A 16,729-nucleotide genomic window follows, 5' to 3' on the forward strand; every position below is an offset into this window, starting at 1 on the left:
TAAAGAGGAGAACACTCATGGCTAAAATCGGATTTATCGGCACCGGCATCATGGGCCTGCCCATGGCTCAGAACCTGCAGAAAGCCGGTCACAGTATCTTCGTTTCCACCCATCACGATCCCGCTCCGGCCGCACTGGTCGAGGGCGGTGCCGTGGCCCTGGCCAACCCGAAGGAAGTGGCCCAGGAAGCCGAGTTCATCATCGTCATGGTGCCGGACACCCCGCATGTAGAAGACGTGCTGTTCCGCGAAAACGGCATCGCCGAAGGCGTTGGCCCGAACAAGCTGGTGATCGACATGAGCTCGATTTCCCCGAGCGCCACCAAGCAGTTCGCCGAGAAGATCAACGCCACTGGCGCGCAGTACCTCGACGCCCCGGTTTCCGGCGGTGAAGTCGGCGCCAAGGCCGGCAGCCTGTCGATCATGGTCGGCGGCAGCGAAGAAAGCTTTGCCCGCGCCCTGCCGCTGTTCGAAGCCATGGGTAAGAACATCACCCGCGTCGGTGGCAACGGCGACGGCCAGACCGCCAAGGTGGCCAACCAGATTATCGTCGCGCTGAACATCCAGGCCGTAGCCGAAGCGCTGCTGTTCGCCGCCAAGAACGGCGCCGACCCGGCCAAGGTTCGCGAAGCGCTGATGGGCGGTTTCGCCGGCTCGAAGATTCTCGAAGTACACGGCGAGCGCATGATCAAGGGCACCTTCGATCCGGGCTTCCGCATCAACCTGCATCAGAAGGACCTCAACCTGGCGCTGGCCGGTGCCCGCGAACTGGGCCTGAACCTGCCCAACACCGCCAATGCGCAACAGGTGTTCAGCACCTGCGCGTCCCTCGGTGGCAGCGGCTGGGACCACTCGGCGCTGATCAAGGGCCTGGAGCATATGTCCAACTTCTCGATCCGCAAGGGTTGAAACAGCTCCGAGCCCGCTGAGTCGAACTAGCGCACCCACCTTCAGGACAGACAGAACCCAGGTGGTGGGTTACCGCGATACTCGACGTCAGCGGCGCTCCGAGAGTTGAACACGGGTGTGCAAGGCCGGGATCACAGCGTCCCCCACGACCAGGCCCTTGCGCAGCCGGCGTTCACCGCCGTTTTCGGACGGCACCCCTTTCGACCCGCTCGGCAGAAGGAGTCACGGCCCGATTGCCGGGTGGGTCGATTCCAAACCTTAGGGCTTGCATTGACGAGCCCTAAGGTCTGGAATCGGCCCCAGACCTCATACAAGGAACTTCACATGACCCTCGATCCCCAAGCCCTGCTGCGCGAGCTGTTCACCGCCGCCATCGATGCCGCCCATCCACGCCAGGTGCTGGCCGACCATCTACCCGCCGACCGCAGCGGACGGGCCATCGTCATCGGCGCGGGCAAGGCCGCCGCCGCCATGGCCGAAGCCATCGAAGCGGCCTGGGAAGGCGAGATTTCTGGCTTGGTGGTGACCCGTTACGGTCATGGCGCCGACTGCCACAAGATCGAAGTGGTGGAAGCCGCACATCCGGTGCCAGACGATGCCGGCGAGCGCGTCGCCCGCCGCGTGCTGGAGATGGTCAGCAATCTTCAAGAAAGTGATCGGGTGATTTTCCTGCTTTCTGGTGGCGGCTCATCCTTGCTGGCGCTGCCGGCCGAAGGCATCAGCCTCGCCGACAAGCAGGCGATCAACAAGGCGCTGCTGCGCTCCGGCGCTCACATCGGCGAAATGAACTGCGTACGCAAGCATCTTTCAGCGATCAAGGGTGGGCGCCTGGCCAAGGCCTGCTGGCCGGCCAGCGTCTACACCTACGCGATTTCCGACGTACCCGGCGATGAAGCCACGGTGATCGCCTCCGGCCCGACGGTAGCGGACCCGACCACCAGCGCCGAAGCCCTGGAAATCCTTGCCCGCTACAACATCGAGATTCCGGCCAACGTGCGCCAGTGGCTGGAAGACCCACGCTCGGAAACGGTGAAGGCGGACGACCCCTGCCTGTCGCGTAGCCATTTCCAGCTGATCGCCAGACCGCAGCAATCGCTGGAAGCGGCCGCCGTGAAAGCCCGTGCCGCCGGCATCACGCCGCTGGTCCTCGGTGATCTGGAAGGCGAGTCGCGGGAAGTGGCCAAGGTCCATGCCGGCATCGCCCGTCAGGTAGTACTTCACGGCCAGCCGCTCCCGGCGCCCTGCGTGATTCTCTCCGGCGGCGAAACCACGGTGACGATCCGTGGCGAAGGTCGCGGCGGGCGCAACGCCGAGTTTCTGCTGAGCCTGACCGAGAATCTCAAGGGCCTGCCCGGCGTCTATGCGTTGGCTGGCGATACCGATGGCATCGACGGCTCGGAAGACAATGCCGGCGCGCTGATGACCCCGGACACCTACGCCCTCGCCGAGGCGCAGGGGCTCAGCGCGGCCGACGAACTGGCCAACAACAACGGCTATGGATATTTCCAGGCGCTCGACGCGCTGCTGATCACCGGCCCGACCCGAACCAACGTCAACGATTTCCGCGCGATTCTGGTACTGCCACCGTCCGCCTGAAAACGGATCCAGCGCGTGTCTGCTGCGCGCGCCAGCTACGCGCGTCCCATAACAACAACTGCCGATAGAGCCTGCCATGACACCCGACAAGAAGGTCAAGATCCTCGCCACCCTCGGCCCGGCCACACGCAGCATCGATGATGTGCGCGCGCTGGTGGAAGCTGGGGTCAACCTGTTCCGCCTCAACTTCAGCCACGGCGAGCATGCCGACCATGCCGAGCGTTTCGGCTGGATTCGCGAGGTCGAGCGCCAGCTGAACCAGCCGATCGGCATCCTCATGGATCTGCAGGGGCCGAAGCTGCGCGTCGGGCGTTTCGCCGAAGGCAAGGTGCAACTGGTGCGCGGGCAGACCCTGCGCCTGGACCTCGACCCGACGCCTGGCGATGCCAGCCGGGTCAACCTGCCGCACCCGGAAATTATCGACGCCCTGCAGCCGGGCATGAGCCTGCTGGTGGATGACGGGCGTCTCAGCCTGACGGTGATCGCCAAGCATGCAGACGCCATCGAGACGCGCGTGGTGGCCGGCGGCGAGCTGTCCGACCGCAAGGGCGTCAACGTGCCCGAGGCGGTGCTGGAACTGAGCCCGCTGACCGAGAAGGACCGCCGCGACCTGAGCTTCGGTCTTGAACTGGGCGTCGACTGGGTGGCGTTGTCCTTCGTCCAACGTCCGCAGGACATTCACGAAGCACGCGAACTGATCGGCGACCGCGCATTCCTAATGGCCAAGATCGAGAAACCGTCCGCGGTGCAGCACCTGCGCGAAATAGCCCGCCTATGCGACGCGATCATGGTCGCGCGTGGCGATCTGGGCGTGGAAGTACCGGCCGAAAGCGTGCCGCGCATCCAGAAGAACATCGTCCGCACCTGCCGCCAGCTCGGCCGGCCGGTGGTGGTGGCGACGCAGATGCTCGAATCCATGCGCTTCTCCCCGGCTCCGACCCGCGCCGAAGTCACCGACGTGGCCAACGCCGTGGCAGAAGGTGCCGACGCGGTGATGCTCTCGGCGGAAACCGCGTCGGGCGACTATCCGCTGGAGGCTGTGAGCATGATGAGCAAGATCATCCGCCAGGTCGAAAGCGGCCCGGACTTCCAGGCTCAGCGTGATGTAAACCGCCCGAGCGCCGAAGCGACGTTACCCGATGCCATCAGCTGTGCGATCCGCCGGATCAGTGGCATCTTGCCGATCGCGGTGCTGGTCAACTACACCGAGTCCGGGCGCTCCAGCCTGCGCGCCTCACGCGAGCGGCCCAGCACGCCGATCCTCAGCCTGACGCCGAACGTCACCACCGCGCGCAAGCTGACAGTGGCCTGGGGCGTCTACTCGGTGATCGATGCGCCGATGCAGGACATGGAGCACGTCTGCCTCAACGCACTCGAACTGGCCCGCGCCCAAGGCATGGCCGGCACCGGTGATACGGTGCTGATCACCGCCGGGGTGCCGCTCGGCCAGCCGGGGACGACCAACTCGCTAAGGATCGAAACGCTCAACTGAGGCCGGTTAGATGTAGGGTGCGCTCCGCGCACCAAGCGAGTCGAGGCCAGCGACGAATTGTGTCTGCAGACGCGGCCCTTTTGAGCCCTTATACGATGCGCGGAGCGCACCCTACGGGCCTTGTGATTGTGTTCATCCATAACGGCGAGCTTCGGCTCGTCGTTCTTCGTTTACCAGCGCGATTCCTTCCTGCAACGCAGCCCACTCACCTCCTGCCATAACAGTTAATGCCCACTTTTAGCCCATCGCGTTGCACTCTTGCCGTTCTGAACGGTTTCAGTCAGATATTTCTGCAGGCACATCCCGGCTGCGGATTCCTGGTCCTGCTGGCTATCGCTTTTCATGCGCCCGCGTCGGTGGTCGGGGCAGCGATCGGCGCGCTGGTGGGTACCTTCAGCGCCGTCGCACTGGGTTATCGCCAGTCCGATATCGATGTCGGACTCTACGGCTACAATGCGGCGCTGCTGGGCTTGCTGTTCGTGCTGTTGCTGGGGCTGTCGGTGCTCACGCTTGGGCTGATTGCGTTCGGGTCCGTAATCGCCAATCTGCTGCAGGTGCGCCTGATGGCTGCCATGCGCGAACGCAACTGGCTGCCCGGCTTCACCCTGCCCTTCGTACTGTTCGGCTGGCTTGCGCTGGGCCTGGCGGGGGCACTCGATCTGGTCACCCAGGCGCGGCTCGACGCGCCGCTGATACTGGATGGCCCGGGGCTGCTCTTCGCGGTCGCCTCGGGTATCGGACAGGTGATCTTCCTCGGCCAACCGCTGGCCGGGTTGTTGTTGCTGGTGGCTGTATGGCTAGCTGATCGCAGAGCCGCGGCCTGGATGCTTTGCGGCTCGGTCGGTGGCCTTGCCCTGGCGCTGATGGCAGGCGGTTCGGAGCAGCAGGCCCTGGCAGGATTGGCCGGCTACAACCCGGCCCTCGCCGCGCTGGCGGTCAGCCAGGTCCATCGTTCGTGGGTGGCACCCTTGCTGGCGATCATCGCGGCAGTGCTGCTCAGGGCGGGATTCGACGGGCTGGGTCTGCCGCCACTGACCATGCCATTCATCATGGCTTGCTGGCTGGTCGCGCTGGGACAGCGCTGGCGATCCAGGCGAAGTGAACGTGTTTAGCCCTTGGTCGCACGCGGATCCTGATCGCGCGGGTAGGTCCGCTCTTCTTCGATCTGCCCGTCGAGGGTGTGAATCTTCACCGACGCGGTACGCAGCTTCATGTAGTCCCGCGTCTCGTTGACGATGTCCTCCTTGGTCGACGCCTCCAGCAACGCCCGCTTGTCCCCTTCCTCGCGCAGCACCCAGCGATCGCCGTCGTGCGTGATGTGGTAGTTCTCCATAGTTGCCTCCATAAGCTTCTCGATAGTCGAAGCTTGGAACGCGGGCGCGCGTAGCGGTTCGATACCTTCGCGGCGAATAAGCAGGGTAATCATGACCACATGGGGTCATTAAAACCGCATCTACCAGGGTCGTATTCACCAAGGGCCGTTGCGGCGCCCTTGATCCGGTCAATTCCAGCCTGGAACGAATATCGCAAGGGTCACTACGACCCGTCCGGCTGCTACACATCGATTGTGCGCACAAGAGAGACGGGCCCTCCCAACTACTGGAGTTATCCATGCTTTGTGCTGAACAACGTGCCCTGATCAAAGCCACCGTCCCGTTGCTGGAGACCGGTGGAGAAGCCCTGGCCAATCACTTCTACAAGCTGATGCTGGCCGAGCACCCCGAAGTGCGCCCCCTGTTCAATCAGGCGCACCAAGCCAGCGGCGATCAACCACGAGCGTTGGCCAACGGCGTGCTTATGTATGCCAAGCATATCGATCGGTTGGATCACCTCGGCGGGCTGGTATCCCAGGTGGTGAACAAGCACGTGGCCCTGCAAGTACTGCCGGAGCACTACCCTATCGTTGGCTCCTGCCTGCTACGAGCGATTCGCGAAGTGCTGGGCGAAGAGATTGCGACCGACGAGGTCATCGATGCCTGGGCCGCCGCTTATGGACAGCTCGCCGATATCCTCATCGACACTGAAGAACAGATGTACAGCGTGACGGCCGAGGCGCCCGGCGGCTGGCGTGGCGCGCGCGCGTTCCGGATTGCTCGCAAGGTAGTCGAGAGCAGCGAGATCACCTCGTTCTATCTGGAGCCCGAAGACGGCGGCGCGGTCGTTGCACACCAGCCTGGCCAGTACATCGGCCTGCGCCTGCTGGTAGATGGCGAGGAGATACGCCGCAACTATTCGCTCTCCGCTGCGGGCAACGGTCGTGACTACCGCATCAGCGTCAAGCGCGAGCCTAACGGCGTCGCCTCCAACGCGCTGCACCGCATGGAGGAAGGCCAAAGCCTCGATTTGTTCGCGCCTGCTGGCGACTTCACCCTACAGCACAGCGACAAGCCCTTGGTGCTCATCAGTGGCGGTGTCGGGATCACGGCGACCCTGGCGATGCTCGAGGAAGCGGTCAAGACGGCTCGACCGATACATTTCATTCACTGCGCCCGCAATGCCGACGCTCATGCGTTCCGCCGGACCATCGACACGCTGGTCGAGCGGCACGGCCAGCTCAAGCGTTTCTATTGTTACGACGAGCATCAGGGCGACGACAGCCAACCAGACGCCGTCGGCCTGATGACCGAGGAGCGGCTGGACGCCTGGCTGCCTGCCGATCGCGATCTGGACGCCTATTTCCTGGGTCCTAAACCCTTCATGTCGGCGATTCGTCGACAGCTGCGAGCGCTTGGCGTACCGGAACAGCAAGCCCGCTACGAGTTTTTCGGGCCGGCGTCAGCGCTGGAGTGATTCAACCCGGACGGGCCGCCTACACCGGCCCGTCATCCGTACCATCGTCACGAGGTAATTACGATGACCCTGCAACCGCTCGACCCGCACCGTCTGCTCAGCATCGCCAATCTCTCCATGGCGATCGGCCTGGTTCTGCTTCTGTTCGGCGTTGCAGGTGCCTACGTCTTCGATCGGCATCTGGCTCTAGGCGCGGTGGTCGGCTGCCATGCGCTGGTGATTCTGGGCCCCACCGCACTCAAGATCGGCTATGTGATGCGGTTACTGGCACAGCGTCAGTTAACGCTGGCCGCTTAATAACTTTATAAAACTTCGATATTGCCGTTTCGCTGTGCAACCATAACGCCATTAATAAAGAGCAGTTAGTAACCATTCGTCTGCCGCTTGTTCTTTTCTGGAAACTCCTGAGACGCAACCAAGCTCTGTATCCATGAAGGCTGGTGAAGTAGTACAGCCCCGCAGAAAGTCTCTATCCATCGAGGAGAAAAAGACATGGCAAACAAAAATCCTGGCAACTTTGCCAACGACCGCGAAAAGGCGTCTGAAGCTGGTAAGAAGGGCGGCCATAACAGCGGCGGCAACTTCGCCAACGACCGTGAAAAGGCCTCTGAAGCAGGCCGCAAAGGTGGTCAGAACAGCCACGGCGGTGGACGCAACAGCAACAGCTGATGCGCCTCGTTACAAAAAGGGCAAAGGGTAAAACCTTTGCCCTTTTTGTTTATCGGGTTAAATAATCGTTATTAGCATCACGACAATAAACCGACGCGACAATTAACGCCCTATATGAACCATTAATTAATAACTAAAGAACTGAAAAGGCCCAGGACATGAGCCAAATAACCAACGAAACGTCGCCGCTCAATCCGGGCGATGAAGCCGTTCCGGGCACACCGGGTACTGGTGAAAATATCTGCCCGACATGTAACGGCAGTGGACGCAACGAGTCCGGAGAATGTCAAAACTGTGGCGGCACGGGTAAGGTGATCGAAGGTATCGGCGGGGCCTGATACCAGCCTTTCCAGCATCAGGAGCAGCCAATGAGCGCCAGCATTTTCTCCGACCGAATCATTCAGAGCTTGCTGGATACCGATTACTACAAACTGACGATGATGCAAGCGGTGCTGCATCACTACCCCAACGCCGAGGTCGAATGGGCCTTCCGCAGCCGATCCAAGGAAGATCTGGCGCCCTACCTGAACGACATTCGTCAGCAGATCGAGGCGCTCGCTGAACTCAAAATCAGCCAGGACGAACTCGCCTTTCTCGATCGCATCCCCTATATGCAGCCGGATTTCATCCGTTTCCTCGGCTTGTTCCGCTTCGACCTGCGCTACGTGCGCGCCGAACTCGAAGCAGGCGAACTGGTGATCTACCTACGCGGGCCATGGCTCCATGTGATTCTGTTCGAAGTGCCGCTGCTAGCCATCATCAGCGAGGTGCGCAATCGAGCCCGCTACCCGAACGTAACGCTCGAACAGGCCAGCGCGCGGCTCGACGAAAAACTCCAGTGGCTGCGCGACGAAGCCACTGATGAAGAGCTGGCGGGGTTCAATCTCGCCGACTTCGGCACCCGCCGACGCTTCTCCTTTGCCGTGCAGGCGCTGATCGTCGAACGCTTGAAGCACCGATTTCCCGGTAATTTCGTCGGCACCAGCAATGTTCATCTCGCCCGGACGCTCGATCTAAAGCCCATGGGCACCATGGCGCATGAATGGATCATGGCGCACCAGCAGCTGGGGCCCAGACTCATCGACAGCCAGAGCGCTGCCCTGGATTGCTGGGCTCGTGAATACCGCGGCGCGCTGGGCATCGCCATTACCGACTGCATCACCATGGACGCCTTCACCGCAGATTTCGATCTGTATCTGGCGAAACTCTTCGATGGCCTGCGCCACGATTCGGGCGACCCCATCGAATGGGCGGAAAAAGCCATCGCCCACTACCGCCGTCTCGGCATCGACCCGATGACGCGGCAACTGGTGTTCTCCGATGGTCTCGACTTCCCCAGAGCGCTTGGCATTTACCGCGCACTGGCCGGACGCAGCAACACCAGCTTCGGTATCGGCACGCAGCTGACCTGCGACATATCGGGCGTGCAGCCAACCAACATGGTGATCAAGATGACCAGCTGCAACGGCCAACCGGTGGCCAAGATCTCCGACTCGCCAGGCAAAACCATGTGTCGCGACGAGGCCTTCGTCGCCTATCTCAAACATGTTTTCGGCGTGAACGAGGACCGTTGAATTCCGTACAGCGCCCGGCCAAGGCCGGGCGCGGAGATCTCACCATTGCACCGGGGGGCAGCTTGGCCGGTAGCGTTTCTATGAACGGCTTGATACTGCCGCTCAGAGCAAATTCCCGCCGTTGCTCCTCGGCCAGCTTCAACGACCGCTGATTTGCCCCTGCAAATTGGCAATTTGCGATTGCAGGGTGCTGATATTGCGGGTCATCTGCGCCCGGAAGGCATCGAATTCGGCGGTATTGACGCCAGGCGTGGCAGCGGGCCGGTTGTCCAGCTCACTGCGCAGAATCAACATGTCCTGCTCCAGCCGACTGACCGCCTGGCTGCCGTCGCCTCGCTGTTTCAGCGCTGCGATGTCCTTGCTCAACCCGTCGATCCGGGCAGACAAATTACTCAGCCCATCGATCTGCGCCGACAGTTTGTTCAGCTCAGCCACCGAGCCCTGCAGACTCGCTACCGAAGACTTGAGCCCAGCCTGTTCACCGGCAACGCCTTTGACGGTCTCGGTGAGCGTTGCGGTAGCGGACTGATGATCCCGCACGTCGGTGGCGACGCGACCGATACGTATCCCCTGCTCATCCAGGCGCTGGTCCTGATTGCCCTGTTTGCCGGTCAGGCTCTGCTGTTGGGTCGTGATCGCACGTTGCTGCTCGGCCAGATCCAGCGCCTGTTTTTCCAATTGCTTGATGCGCAACTTCAAGGCTTCGCCTTCGGTCGTCACGTTGGACTCGGTGGCAACCATCTTTCCGGAAATATCCTGCAGCCGGCCGGCGGCGTCCTCGCTGATGCGCGCAAAGCTTTCCTGCGTGGCAACCAGTTGCACCTCCAGCCGGGAAATCTGCTGCATGCTCCACCAGCCCAGCGCCGCCAACAGGGCGAAAAGCGCCACGATCATGATCCACAACGGCGCGGTGCTGGCCGCACGGCGCTTATGCCGCACATCGTCGGTACGGCCACTGGCAGGCCGGATGACCGGATCGAGTTCAGGCGCAGGATAGGGGTCGCGGTCACGGCCGGCGGTGAGGCTGGGTACGTGGTCCAGTTCGTCGTGAGCATCGTTGCGCATGGGATACCTTTGGTAGCGCGAAGCGAGAGACAGCGCGCAGTATAACGATTCAGTGAAGCCACTTCAGCGGTGTGAATGAGGCAATCAGTGCACCTCGATCACGCGTTTGGCGCGGCCGCGGCTCAAGATCGTGCAGTCCAGGCGCAACAATGCGGTGCGATAACGGGACTGCTCCGTTGCTCTTGAAACAAGGCGAAACCGTCAAACCCAGACGCGACGGGACTGACAAGGAAATCCCACCGATGTGGGCGCTGCTAAAGCTGGACTTGGTACGCCCATTGCTTCGTCAGTCTTGCCATTGGATAGCGCTTTCCGACATGGATGTCGGGCCCTGAAATTCGTGTTCTGCGGCAGCATCAGAAGGACGAATCGCCATGGAGTTCAATAAGGCTTTACTGGATTGCATGCGGAACCTGCGCCGCCGGCTGCGCGACGAGCAGCAGCTGGACATCCGCCTGAGCCAGCCCGATGCCATTCAGGCAATGTTGACGGCCTGCCTCCGCTCAACAGATGAGGCGACGCGCGATCTGGGCAGACAATTGGCCACCTTCACCGACACACATACGCCAGTTACAGCTAAACCGACCTCAATCGGCGATGGCAGCGGGCATGAGCCTTCGGTACGCATCTATCGCGGGCAACGGGTTCTCGGCTGAGCGCTCAGCCCACCAGCCATTGCCTCGCCGAGCGCGTCAGCTGCCGGGTCAGTTCACCGAGCAGCTCACCACCGTTGCGCCAGTGATGCCAGTAGAGCGGCACGTCGATCGGCTTACCACGAAACACATCCACCAGAGCTCCGCTGGCAAGCTCGGCGCGCACCTGAAGTTCAGGCACCAGGCCCCAGCCCAAGTCACTCTCCAACAAGCGAACGAATCCCTCCGACGACGGGCAAAGGTGGTGGCTGAAGGCGCCGCTCAAACCCAGCGAAGCCAGATAGCGATGCTGCAGCTGATCATCCGGCCCGAAGACAATGGCCGGGGCCCGCAACAAGGCTTCCGCCGGTGCGTTGCTAGCGAGGTGACGCGCAATAAATGCTGGGCTGGCAAGGGCGCGATAGCGCATGGCACCAAGAAACTGACTGCGAGCTCCGGCCAAGGGGCGCTCCACAGCGCAAACACAGGCAGCCACTTCCCCGGCTCGCATACGCTTGAGACCTACCGCCTGATCTTCCAACACATGATCGAGCACAACCCCGTGCTCGGTGCAGAACGGGGCCACCGCTTCTGCCCACCAAGTCGCGAGGCTGTCGGAGTTCAAGGCGATGCGCAGCCGCTCGGGCAGACGGTTTTCATCCAGCTCCGGCACCTGACCCTGTAAATCGCGCTCCAACAGACGCACCTGTTGCACATGGTTGAGCAGACGTCGGCCCACCTCGGTCGGCTGCGGTGGCGTGGCGCGCAGCAGTACCGGCTGGCCCAGCCGAGCCTCGAGCAATTTGATGCGCTGGGATATCGCCGATTGGGACAGTCCCAGCGCCTGCGCTGCCCGATCGAAACCAGCCTGCTCGACCACCGCAGCCAGAGCCGCCAGCAGTTTGTAATCGAACATCAGATTTCCTTATATGGCATCAGCATATTTCGTTTTCCTTATACGCAAGAGCCGCCGAGACTGCGAGCCGTCTTTCAATGGAAACAGGCAGCACGACATGTGGCAGAGTTATTTCAATGGGCTGTTGGTCACGGCGGGCTTGATCATCGCCATCGGCGCGCAAAACGCCTTCGTCCTGGCCCAGAGCCTACGACGCGAACACCATCTGCCTGTCGCCGCGCTGTGCATTCTCTGCGACATCCTGCTGGTCAGCGTCGGGGTCTTCGGTCTCGCCGCTGTATTGGCAGAGAACCCGTTGCTGCTGCAAATCACCCGTTGGGGTGGCGTCACGTTCCTACTGTTTTATGGCGTCATCGCCCTGCGCCGTGCGGCACGACCGCAAGCCTTGCTTGAAGATGCCCAGCGCGCTCCGCGCTCACTGCGCAGCGTGCTGCTTGCGGCGTTGGCGGTCACGCTGCTCAACCCGCACGTTTATCTCGATACAGTGCTGCTGATCGGCTCCCTCGGCGCCCAGCAGCCCGAGCCCGGTGCTTACACTCTAGGTGCTGCGAGCGCATCGACCCTGTGGTTCCTGATTCTCGCGCTCGGAGGGGCCTGGCTTGCACCCTGGCTTGCGCGACCGATGACCTGGCGGCTGATCGATCTGGGAGTGGCGGGAATGATGTTCGCCATTGCCGCACAACTGGTTGTCTACGCCTGAGGAACACCCGCCCGGATCGGGTGTCCACGCAGAGGGCTTACGGCACCACCACACCCTGCCCTGGCCTTCACTGGGGCGCTCTGGCTTCGGTTTTCCACACAGTTGGCGCGTGGTTTTGCCACAGGGTGGGTGCTATGATCCCTGGTTCGCGGGTATGGAGCGGAATGCTTCAGCCCGCCATTACGGTCGTGCCCGTGAACGGCCGAAAGAATACGCACGCATGTAGCGAGCGAAGGGAACAACAGGCGTCAACGGACGAACATCAGTGCAGTAGTTTCCCCGTTCCGCGAGGCGCTGATCACCAGCGCAGACTGCCTCCTTCCGAGCCGCATCTATTCTCGACACCTGAGCAGGAGATACACCATGGCTTTCGAATTGCCGCCGCTTCCGTTTGAAAAGAATGCCCTCGAGCCGCACATTTCCGCCGAGACTTTCGAATACCACCACGGCAAGCATCACCAGGCTTACGTCACCAACCTGAACAACCTGATCCCGGGCACCGAGTTCGAAGGCAAGGATCTGGAAACCATCATCAAGACTTCGTCCGGCGGTATCTTCAACAACGCCGCTCAGGTCTGGAACCACACTTTCTTCTGGAACTGCATGGCACCGAACGCCGGTGACCAGCCGACCGGCGCCCTGGCTGATGCCATCAACGCCGCTTTCGGCGACTTCGACAAGTTCAAGGAAGAGTTCACCAAGACCGCCATCGGCACTTTCGGCTCCGGCTGGGCCTGGCTGGTGAAGAAGTCCGACGGCAGCGTCGGCCTGGCGAGCACCATCGGTGCCGGCAACCCGATGACCGCTGGTGACAAGCCGCTGCTGACTTGCGACGTCTGGGAACACGCCTACTACATCGACTACCGCAATGCGCGTCCGAAGTTCGTCGAAGCATTCTGGAACGTGGTCAACTGGGACTTCGTCGCGAAGAACTTCGCTGGCTGAGTCGCCACGCTAGCAACACGGGACGGCTCACCCCGCTCCGTGGCGCTCGCAACCGAAATGCCCGCATCCCGGTGATGCGGGCATTTTCGTTTCAGGCACACGCGCAACTGCCAGGCCCCGGCGAGTGCCTAGACGGTATCGACTATGCTTGTCAGCCCGTCTCTCTCGGAGCTTTCCCAATGTCCAACACAGTGTTGATCATCGGCGCATCACGCGGTCTCGGCCTGGGCCTGGCCAAGCAGTTCGCCAATGAAGGATGGCACGTGATCGCGACCGTCCGCGATCCACAGCGTGCGGATGCGCTGAAGACCGTCGCGAATGTTCGTATCGAAGCGCTGGACATAGACGATGTCGCGGGCGTTGACGCCCTCACCCAGCGGTTGTCCGGCATCACCCTGGACGTGCTCTACATAAATGCAGGCGTTTCCGGCTCGCGCGCGCTCTCAGCCGGCACCGCCACACCCGAAGACATTAGCCAGCTGTTCATGACCAACACGATCGCGCCGGTGCGGCTGGCCAGGCACATGCTGCCGCTGGTTAATCCGCGCACCGGCGTTATTACCTTCATGAGTTCGATCATGGGCAGCGTCGAAACCGGCCCCGGCATGGGCATGCCGCTCTACGGCGCCAGCAAGGCGGCCCTCAACCATTTGACCCGAACCTTCGTAGCCGAACTCGGCGAAGACACGCACCTTACGGTGCTGTCGATGCATCCGGGATGGGTCAAGACCGATATGGGCGGAGCGGAGGCACCGTTGGACGTCGAAACCAGTTGCCGCGGCATGGTCGAGCAGGTCAAGCGCGCTGCCGGTCAGGGCGGTCACCGCTTCATTGACTATCAGGGCGAGCCATTGCCTTGGTGAAGCAATGAACCGGTGCCGTTCAGACGCAGAAACGACGATGCGAGTGGCAACGTTAGTCATCACTCGCATCGAGGGATCTACCAGCGATCCGGGGCTTGAGGCTTACGCCTTTGGCAGCGTCACTCCGCGCTGGCCCTGATACTTGCCGCCGCGATCACGGTAAGACGTCTCGCACTCTTCATCCGATTCAAGGAAGAGCATTTGCGCCACGCCTTCGTTGGCGTAGATCTTCGCCGGCAGCGTAGTGGTGTTGGAGAATTCCAGCGTCACATGCCCTTCCCACTCCGGCTCAAGCGGCGTCACGTTGACGATGATGCCGCAACGGGCATAGGTGCTTTTGCCGAGGCAAATGGTCAGCACGTTACGTGGAATGCGGAAGTACTCGACGGTACGGGCCAGCGCAAAGGAATTCGGCGGAATGATGCAGACGTCGCTCTTGATATCGACAAAGCTCTTCTCGTCGAAATTCTTCGGATCGACGGTCGCTGAGTTGATGTTGGTGAAGACCTTGAATTCATCGGCGCAGCGCACGTCGTAGCCATAACTGGACACGCCGTAAGAAATCAGCCTTTCGTTACCCTCGGTGCGCACCTGGCGCTCAACGTAGGGCTCGATCATGCCGTGCTCCTGGGCCATCCGGCGAATCCACTTGTCCGATTTGATGCTCATGGCGGGCGTCCTGATTTGGCTGGTGGGCGTTAGATAAGGTGCGCATCTTACCGAGGCCATGAAGCCGGTTCAAAGGCCGTGACTCAGGACCTTGCGTCGCATCTCTGACGCTTTGGCCGGAAACTGAAAATAATGCTCGCATTGCGACAGAAATGGAGTATCTTTCCTTGGCTGCTGCTGCATGTGTCACCGTGAATCGCTACATGTTTAGATTTCGATCCGATCATTGCTACGACTCCTAACTCCTTGCACACAGTCACCGTTCGGGGTATTTGCCCGTTCAAATCATCTCTACATTGTTCAAGGAGACATTCAAATGTCCAATCGCCAAACCGGTACCGTTAAGTGGTTCAACGATGAAAAAGGCTTCGGCTTCATCACTCCGCAATCCGGTGACGACCTCTTCGTACACTTCCGCGCCATCCAAGGCGACGGTTTCAAGAGCCTGAAAGAAGGCCAGCAAGTTTCCTTCGTCGCTACTCGCGGCCAGAAGGGCATGCAAGCTGAGGAAGTTCAGGTTATCTAACCTGAGTCTTCTCTGAAAAAGCCCCGCTTCGGCGGGGCTTTTTTGTGCCTGCGATTTGGCTGAAGACACGATCACAAGCGCATACCTGCCCAGCGGAACGCTGGCTGAAATTGCGGATTGGCTTTCTAGAATGGAATCGGCGCAGGCACTTGTGTCGCTTGCCGCGAACCACGCCTTACACCGAAACCATACCAACCCGCAAAACTACTTTTACCGTGCCCCTGCCGCTAAAGGCTTCCGCCGCCGTGAAACGGATCAGTCGTCGGACACCACAATGTTCGGCATCGACTGGGCGATGATCTGCCCGCTCTGCGAGATTCGCGCACCGACTGTTCGCGCCACTTCCTGATAGATCATGGCGATCTGGCTTTCCGGGTCAGCAATTGCCGTCGGCTTGCCAGCATCGGCCTGGCTGCGGATGGCCATGGACAGCGGCAGCGAAGCCAGCAGGTCGACGTTGTATTCGCCCGCCAGCTTCTCGCCGCCCCCTTCACCGAACAAATGCTCGGCGTGGCCGCAATTTGAGCAGATGTGAATGGCCATGTTCTCCACCACTCCCAGCACCGGAATATTCACCTTGCGGAACATCTCGACCCCTTTCTTGGCGTCGAGTAGCGCCAGATCCTGCGGCGTGGTCACGATCACCGAACCGGTCACCGGGACCTTCTGCGCCAGGGTCAGCTGGATGTCACCGGTACCCGGCGGCATGTCCACCACCAGATAGTCGAGATCGCTCCAGGCGGTCTGGGTGATCAATTGCAACAAGGCGCCGGAAACCATCGGGCCGCGCCAGACCATCGGCGTCTTGTCGTCGGCCAGAAACGCCATGGACATCAGCTGCACACCATGCGCCTCCAACGGCACGAACCATTTCTGGTCGCGAATCTGCGGCTTGGTCCCCTCGGGAATGCCGAACATGATGCCCTGGCTCGGCCCGTAGATATCGGCATCCAACACGCCGACCCGCGCGCCCTCGCGCGCCAGTGCCAGCGCCAGGTTGGCCGCCGTGGTGGACTTGCCCACCCCGCCCTTGCCGGAGGCCACCGCGATGATGTTCTTCACATTAGCCAGCGCCGGCACCTGGTCCTGCGCCTTGTGCGGCTTGATTACGCAGTCGACCTGGACGTCAGCACGCGTCACGCCTTCGAGCTGCTCGATCGCCATCGCAAGCATTTGCGCCCAACCGCTACGAAACAGTCCGGCGGCATAACCCAGCTCGAGCTGCACGCCCACGCGATCGCCCTGAACCTCTATGGAACGTACACAACCGGCGCTCACCGGGTCCTGGTTCAAGTTCGGGTCGGTGTACTGGCGCAGTACGGCTTCGACAGCTTCGCGTGTGACGGTCATGACTACTCCCAAGAAAGCCTAGTAAAACAGACGG

18 protein-coding genes and 1 pseudogene are annotated in these 16,729 nt (G+C 61.3%); 14 read left to right on the forward strand and 5 right to left on the reverse strand.

What is annotated here, in order from left to right; all coding sequences use genetic code 11:
* Positions 1-17: 17 nt before the first annotated feature.
* The 4 genes from GYM54_RS07860 to GYM54_RS07875 all read left to right on the forward strand — a co-directional run bounded on the left by GYM54_RS07860 (position 18) and on the right by GYM54_RS07875 (position 5,108).
* Positions 18-908 (forward strand): 2-hydroxy-3-oxopropionate reductase, encoded by an 891-nt coding sequence (locus GYM54_RS07860; RefSeq protein WP_131650595.1) that lies wholly within the window; start codon positions 18-20, stop codon positions 906-908.
* Between the two features lie 324 nt (positions 909-1,232).
* Positions 1,233-2,504, forward strand: coding sequence for a glycerate kinase (locus GYM54_RS07865; protein WP_197445599.1), 1,272 nt, complete (start codon positions 1,233-1,235; stop codon positions 2,502-2,504).
* Positions 2,505-2,580: 76 nt separating this feature from the next.
* The gene (pyk, locus tag GYM54_RS07870; RefSeq protein WP_197445598.1) at positions 2,581-3,996 is read left to right on the forward strand and encodes a pyruvate kinase; all 1,416 of its coding nucleotides are present in this window, start codon (positions 2,581-2,583) and stop codon (positions 3,994-3,996) included.
* Between the two features lie 227 nt (positions 3,997-4,223).
* A complete protein-coding gene (locus GYM54_RS07875) occupies positions 4,224-5,108 on the forward strand; it encodes an urea transporter (RefSeq protein WP_197445597.1) in 885 nt (294 codons plus the stop codon).
* Here GYM54_RS07875 and GYM54_RS07880 read toward each other — a convergent pair.
* A complete protein-coding gene (locus GYM54_RS07880) occupies positions 5,105-5,329 on the reverse strand; it encodes a DUF2188 domain-containing protein (protein WP_131650599.1) in 225 nt (74 codons plus the stop codon). The two genes, GYM54_RS07875 and GYM54_RS07880, sit on opposite strands and share 4 nt — an antisense overlap.
* Before the next feature lie 278 nt (positions 5,330-5,607).
* On the opposite strand from GYM54_RS07880, the gene hmpA reads away from it, so the two are divergent.
* The 5 genes and pseudogenes from hmpA to pncB all read left to right on the forward strand — a co-directional run bounded on the left by hmpA (position 5,608) and on the right by pncB (position 9,029).
* Positions 5,608-6,786 carry an NO-inducible flavohemoprotein gene (hmpA, locus tag GYM54_RS07885; protein ID WP_197445596.1) on the forward strand — a complete coding sequence of 393 codons (1,179 nt, stop codon included), beginning with the start codon at positions 5,608-5,610 and terminating at the stop codon, positions 6,784-6,786.
* Between the two features lie 63 nt (positions 6,787-6,849).
* Complete coding sequence (locus tag GYM54_RS07890) at positions 6,850-7,083, forward strand: hypothetical protein (protein WP_131650601.1); 234 nt, start codon at positions 6,850-6,852, stop codon at positions 7,081-7,083.
* Between the two features lie 213 nt (positions 7,084-7,296).
* Positions 7,297-7,455: pseudogene (locus GYM54_RS07895) on the forward strand (general stress protein); the annotation flags it as partial.
* A 158-nt stretch (positions 7,456-7,613) separates the two neighbouring features.
* Positions 7,614-7,793 carry a hypothetical protein gene (locus GYM54_RS07900; RefSeq protein WP_181100630.1) on the forward strand — a complete coding sequence of 60 codons (180 nt, stop codon included), beginning with the start codon at positions 7,614-7,616 and terminating at the stop codon, positions 7,791-7,793.
* 30 nt (positions 7,794-7,823) lie between these two features.
* Positions 7,824-9,029, forward strand: coding sequence for a nicotinate phosphoribosyltransferase (gene pncB, locus GYM54_RS07905; RefSeq protein ID WP_181100627.1), 1,206 nt, complete (start codon positions 7,824-7,826; stop codon positions 9,027-9,029).
* Between the two features lie 138 nt (positions 9,030-9,167).
* Here pncB and GYM54_RS07910 read toward each other — a convergent pair whose 3' ends face one another.
* Positions 9,168-10,094, reverse strand: a complete 927-nt coding sequence (locus tag GYM54_RS07910) for an ATPase (protein ID WP_181100625.1) — start codon at positions 10,092-10,094, stop codon at positions 9,168-9,170.
* A 374-nt stretch (positions 10,095-10,468) separates the two neighbouring features.
* Here GYM54_RS07910 and GYM54_RS07915 point away from each other — a divergent pair, with 374 nt between their 5' ends.
* Entirely contained in the window at positions 10,469-10,750 is a 282-nt protein-coding gene (locus tag GYM54_RS07915; protein WP_181100622.1) for a hypothetical protein, read from the forward strand.
* A 4-nt stretch (positions 10,751-10,754) separates the two neighbouring features.
* On the opposite strand, the gene GYM54_RS07920 is transcribed toward GYM54_RS07915, so the two are convergent.
* Positions 10,755-11,642, reverse strand: coding sequence for a LysR family transcriptional regulator ArgP (locus GYM54_RS07920; protein ID WP_181100620.1), 888 nt, complete (start codon positions 11,640-11,642; stop codon positions 10,755-10,757).
* A 97-nt stretch (positions 11,643-11,739) separates the two neighbouring features.
* Here GYM54_RS07920 and GYM54_RS07925 point away from each other — a divergent pair, with 97 nt between their 5' ends.
* The 3 genes from GYM54_RS07925 to GYM54_RS07935 all read left to right on the forward strand — a co-directional run bounded on the left by GYM54_RS07925 (position 11,740) and on the right by GYM54_RS07935 (position 14,150).
* Positions 11,740-12,342 (forward strand): LysE/ArgO family amino acid transporter, encoded by a 603-nt coding sequence (locus GYM54_RS07925; RefSeq protein WP_131650607.1) that lies wholly within the window; start codon positions 11,740-11,742, stop codon positions 12,340-12,342.
* A gap of 363 nt (positions 12,343-12,705) precedes the next feature.
* Positions 12,706-13,287: a superoxide dismutase gene (locus tag GYM54_RS07930; protein ID WP_197445595.1), complete on the forward strand. Its 582-nt coding sequence runs from the start codon at positions 12,706-12,708 to the stop codon at positions 13,285-13,287.
* 179 nt (positions 13,288-13,466) lie between these two features.
* The gene (locus GYM54_RS07935; RefSeq protein WP_181100618.1) at positions 13,467-14,150 is read left to right on the forward strand and encodes an SDR family oxidoreductase; all 684 of its coding nucleotides are present in this window, start codon (positions 13,467-13,469) and stop codon (positions 14,148-14,150) included.
* A 102-nt stretch (positions 14,151-14,252) separates the two neighbouring features.
* Here GYM54_RS07935 and dcd read toward each other — a convergent pair whose 3' ends face one another.
* Positions 14,253-14,819: a dCTP deaminase gene (gene dcd / locus GYM54_RS07940; protein ID WP_021207353.1), complete on the reverse strand. Its 567-nt coding sequence runs from the start codon at positions 14,817-14,819 to the stop codon at positions 14,253-14,255.
* A gap of 316 nt (positions 14,820-15,135) precedes the next feature.
* Here dcd and GYM54_RS07945 point away from each other — a divergent pair, with 316 nt between their 5' ends.
* Complete coding sequence (locus tag GYM54_RS07945) at positions 15,136-15,345, forward strand: cold-shock protein (protein WP_003282211.1); 210 nt, start codon at positions 15,136-15,138, stop codon at positions 15,343-15,345.
* A gap of 255 nt (positions 15,346-15,600) precedes the next feature.
* Here the strand turns inward: GYM54_RS07945 and apbC are convergent, their stop codons facing one another.
* Positions 15,601-16,695 (reverse strand): iron-sulfur cluster carrier protein ApbC, encoded by a 1,095-nt coding sequence (apbC, locus tag GYM54_RS07950; protein ID WP_131650609.1) that lies wholly within the window; start codon positions 16,693-16,695, stop codon positions 15,601-15,603.
* Positions 16,696-16,729: the final 34 nt, after the last annotated feature.

Source organism: Pseudomonas sp. MTM4 (assembly GCF_019355055.1).
Lineage (GTDB): Bacteria > Pseudomonadota > Gammaproteobacteria > Pseudomonadales > Pseudomonadaceae > Stutzerimonas.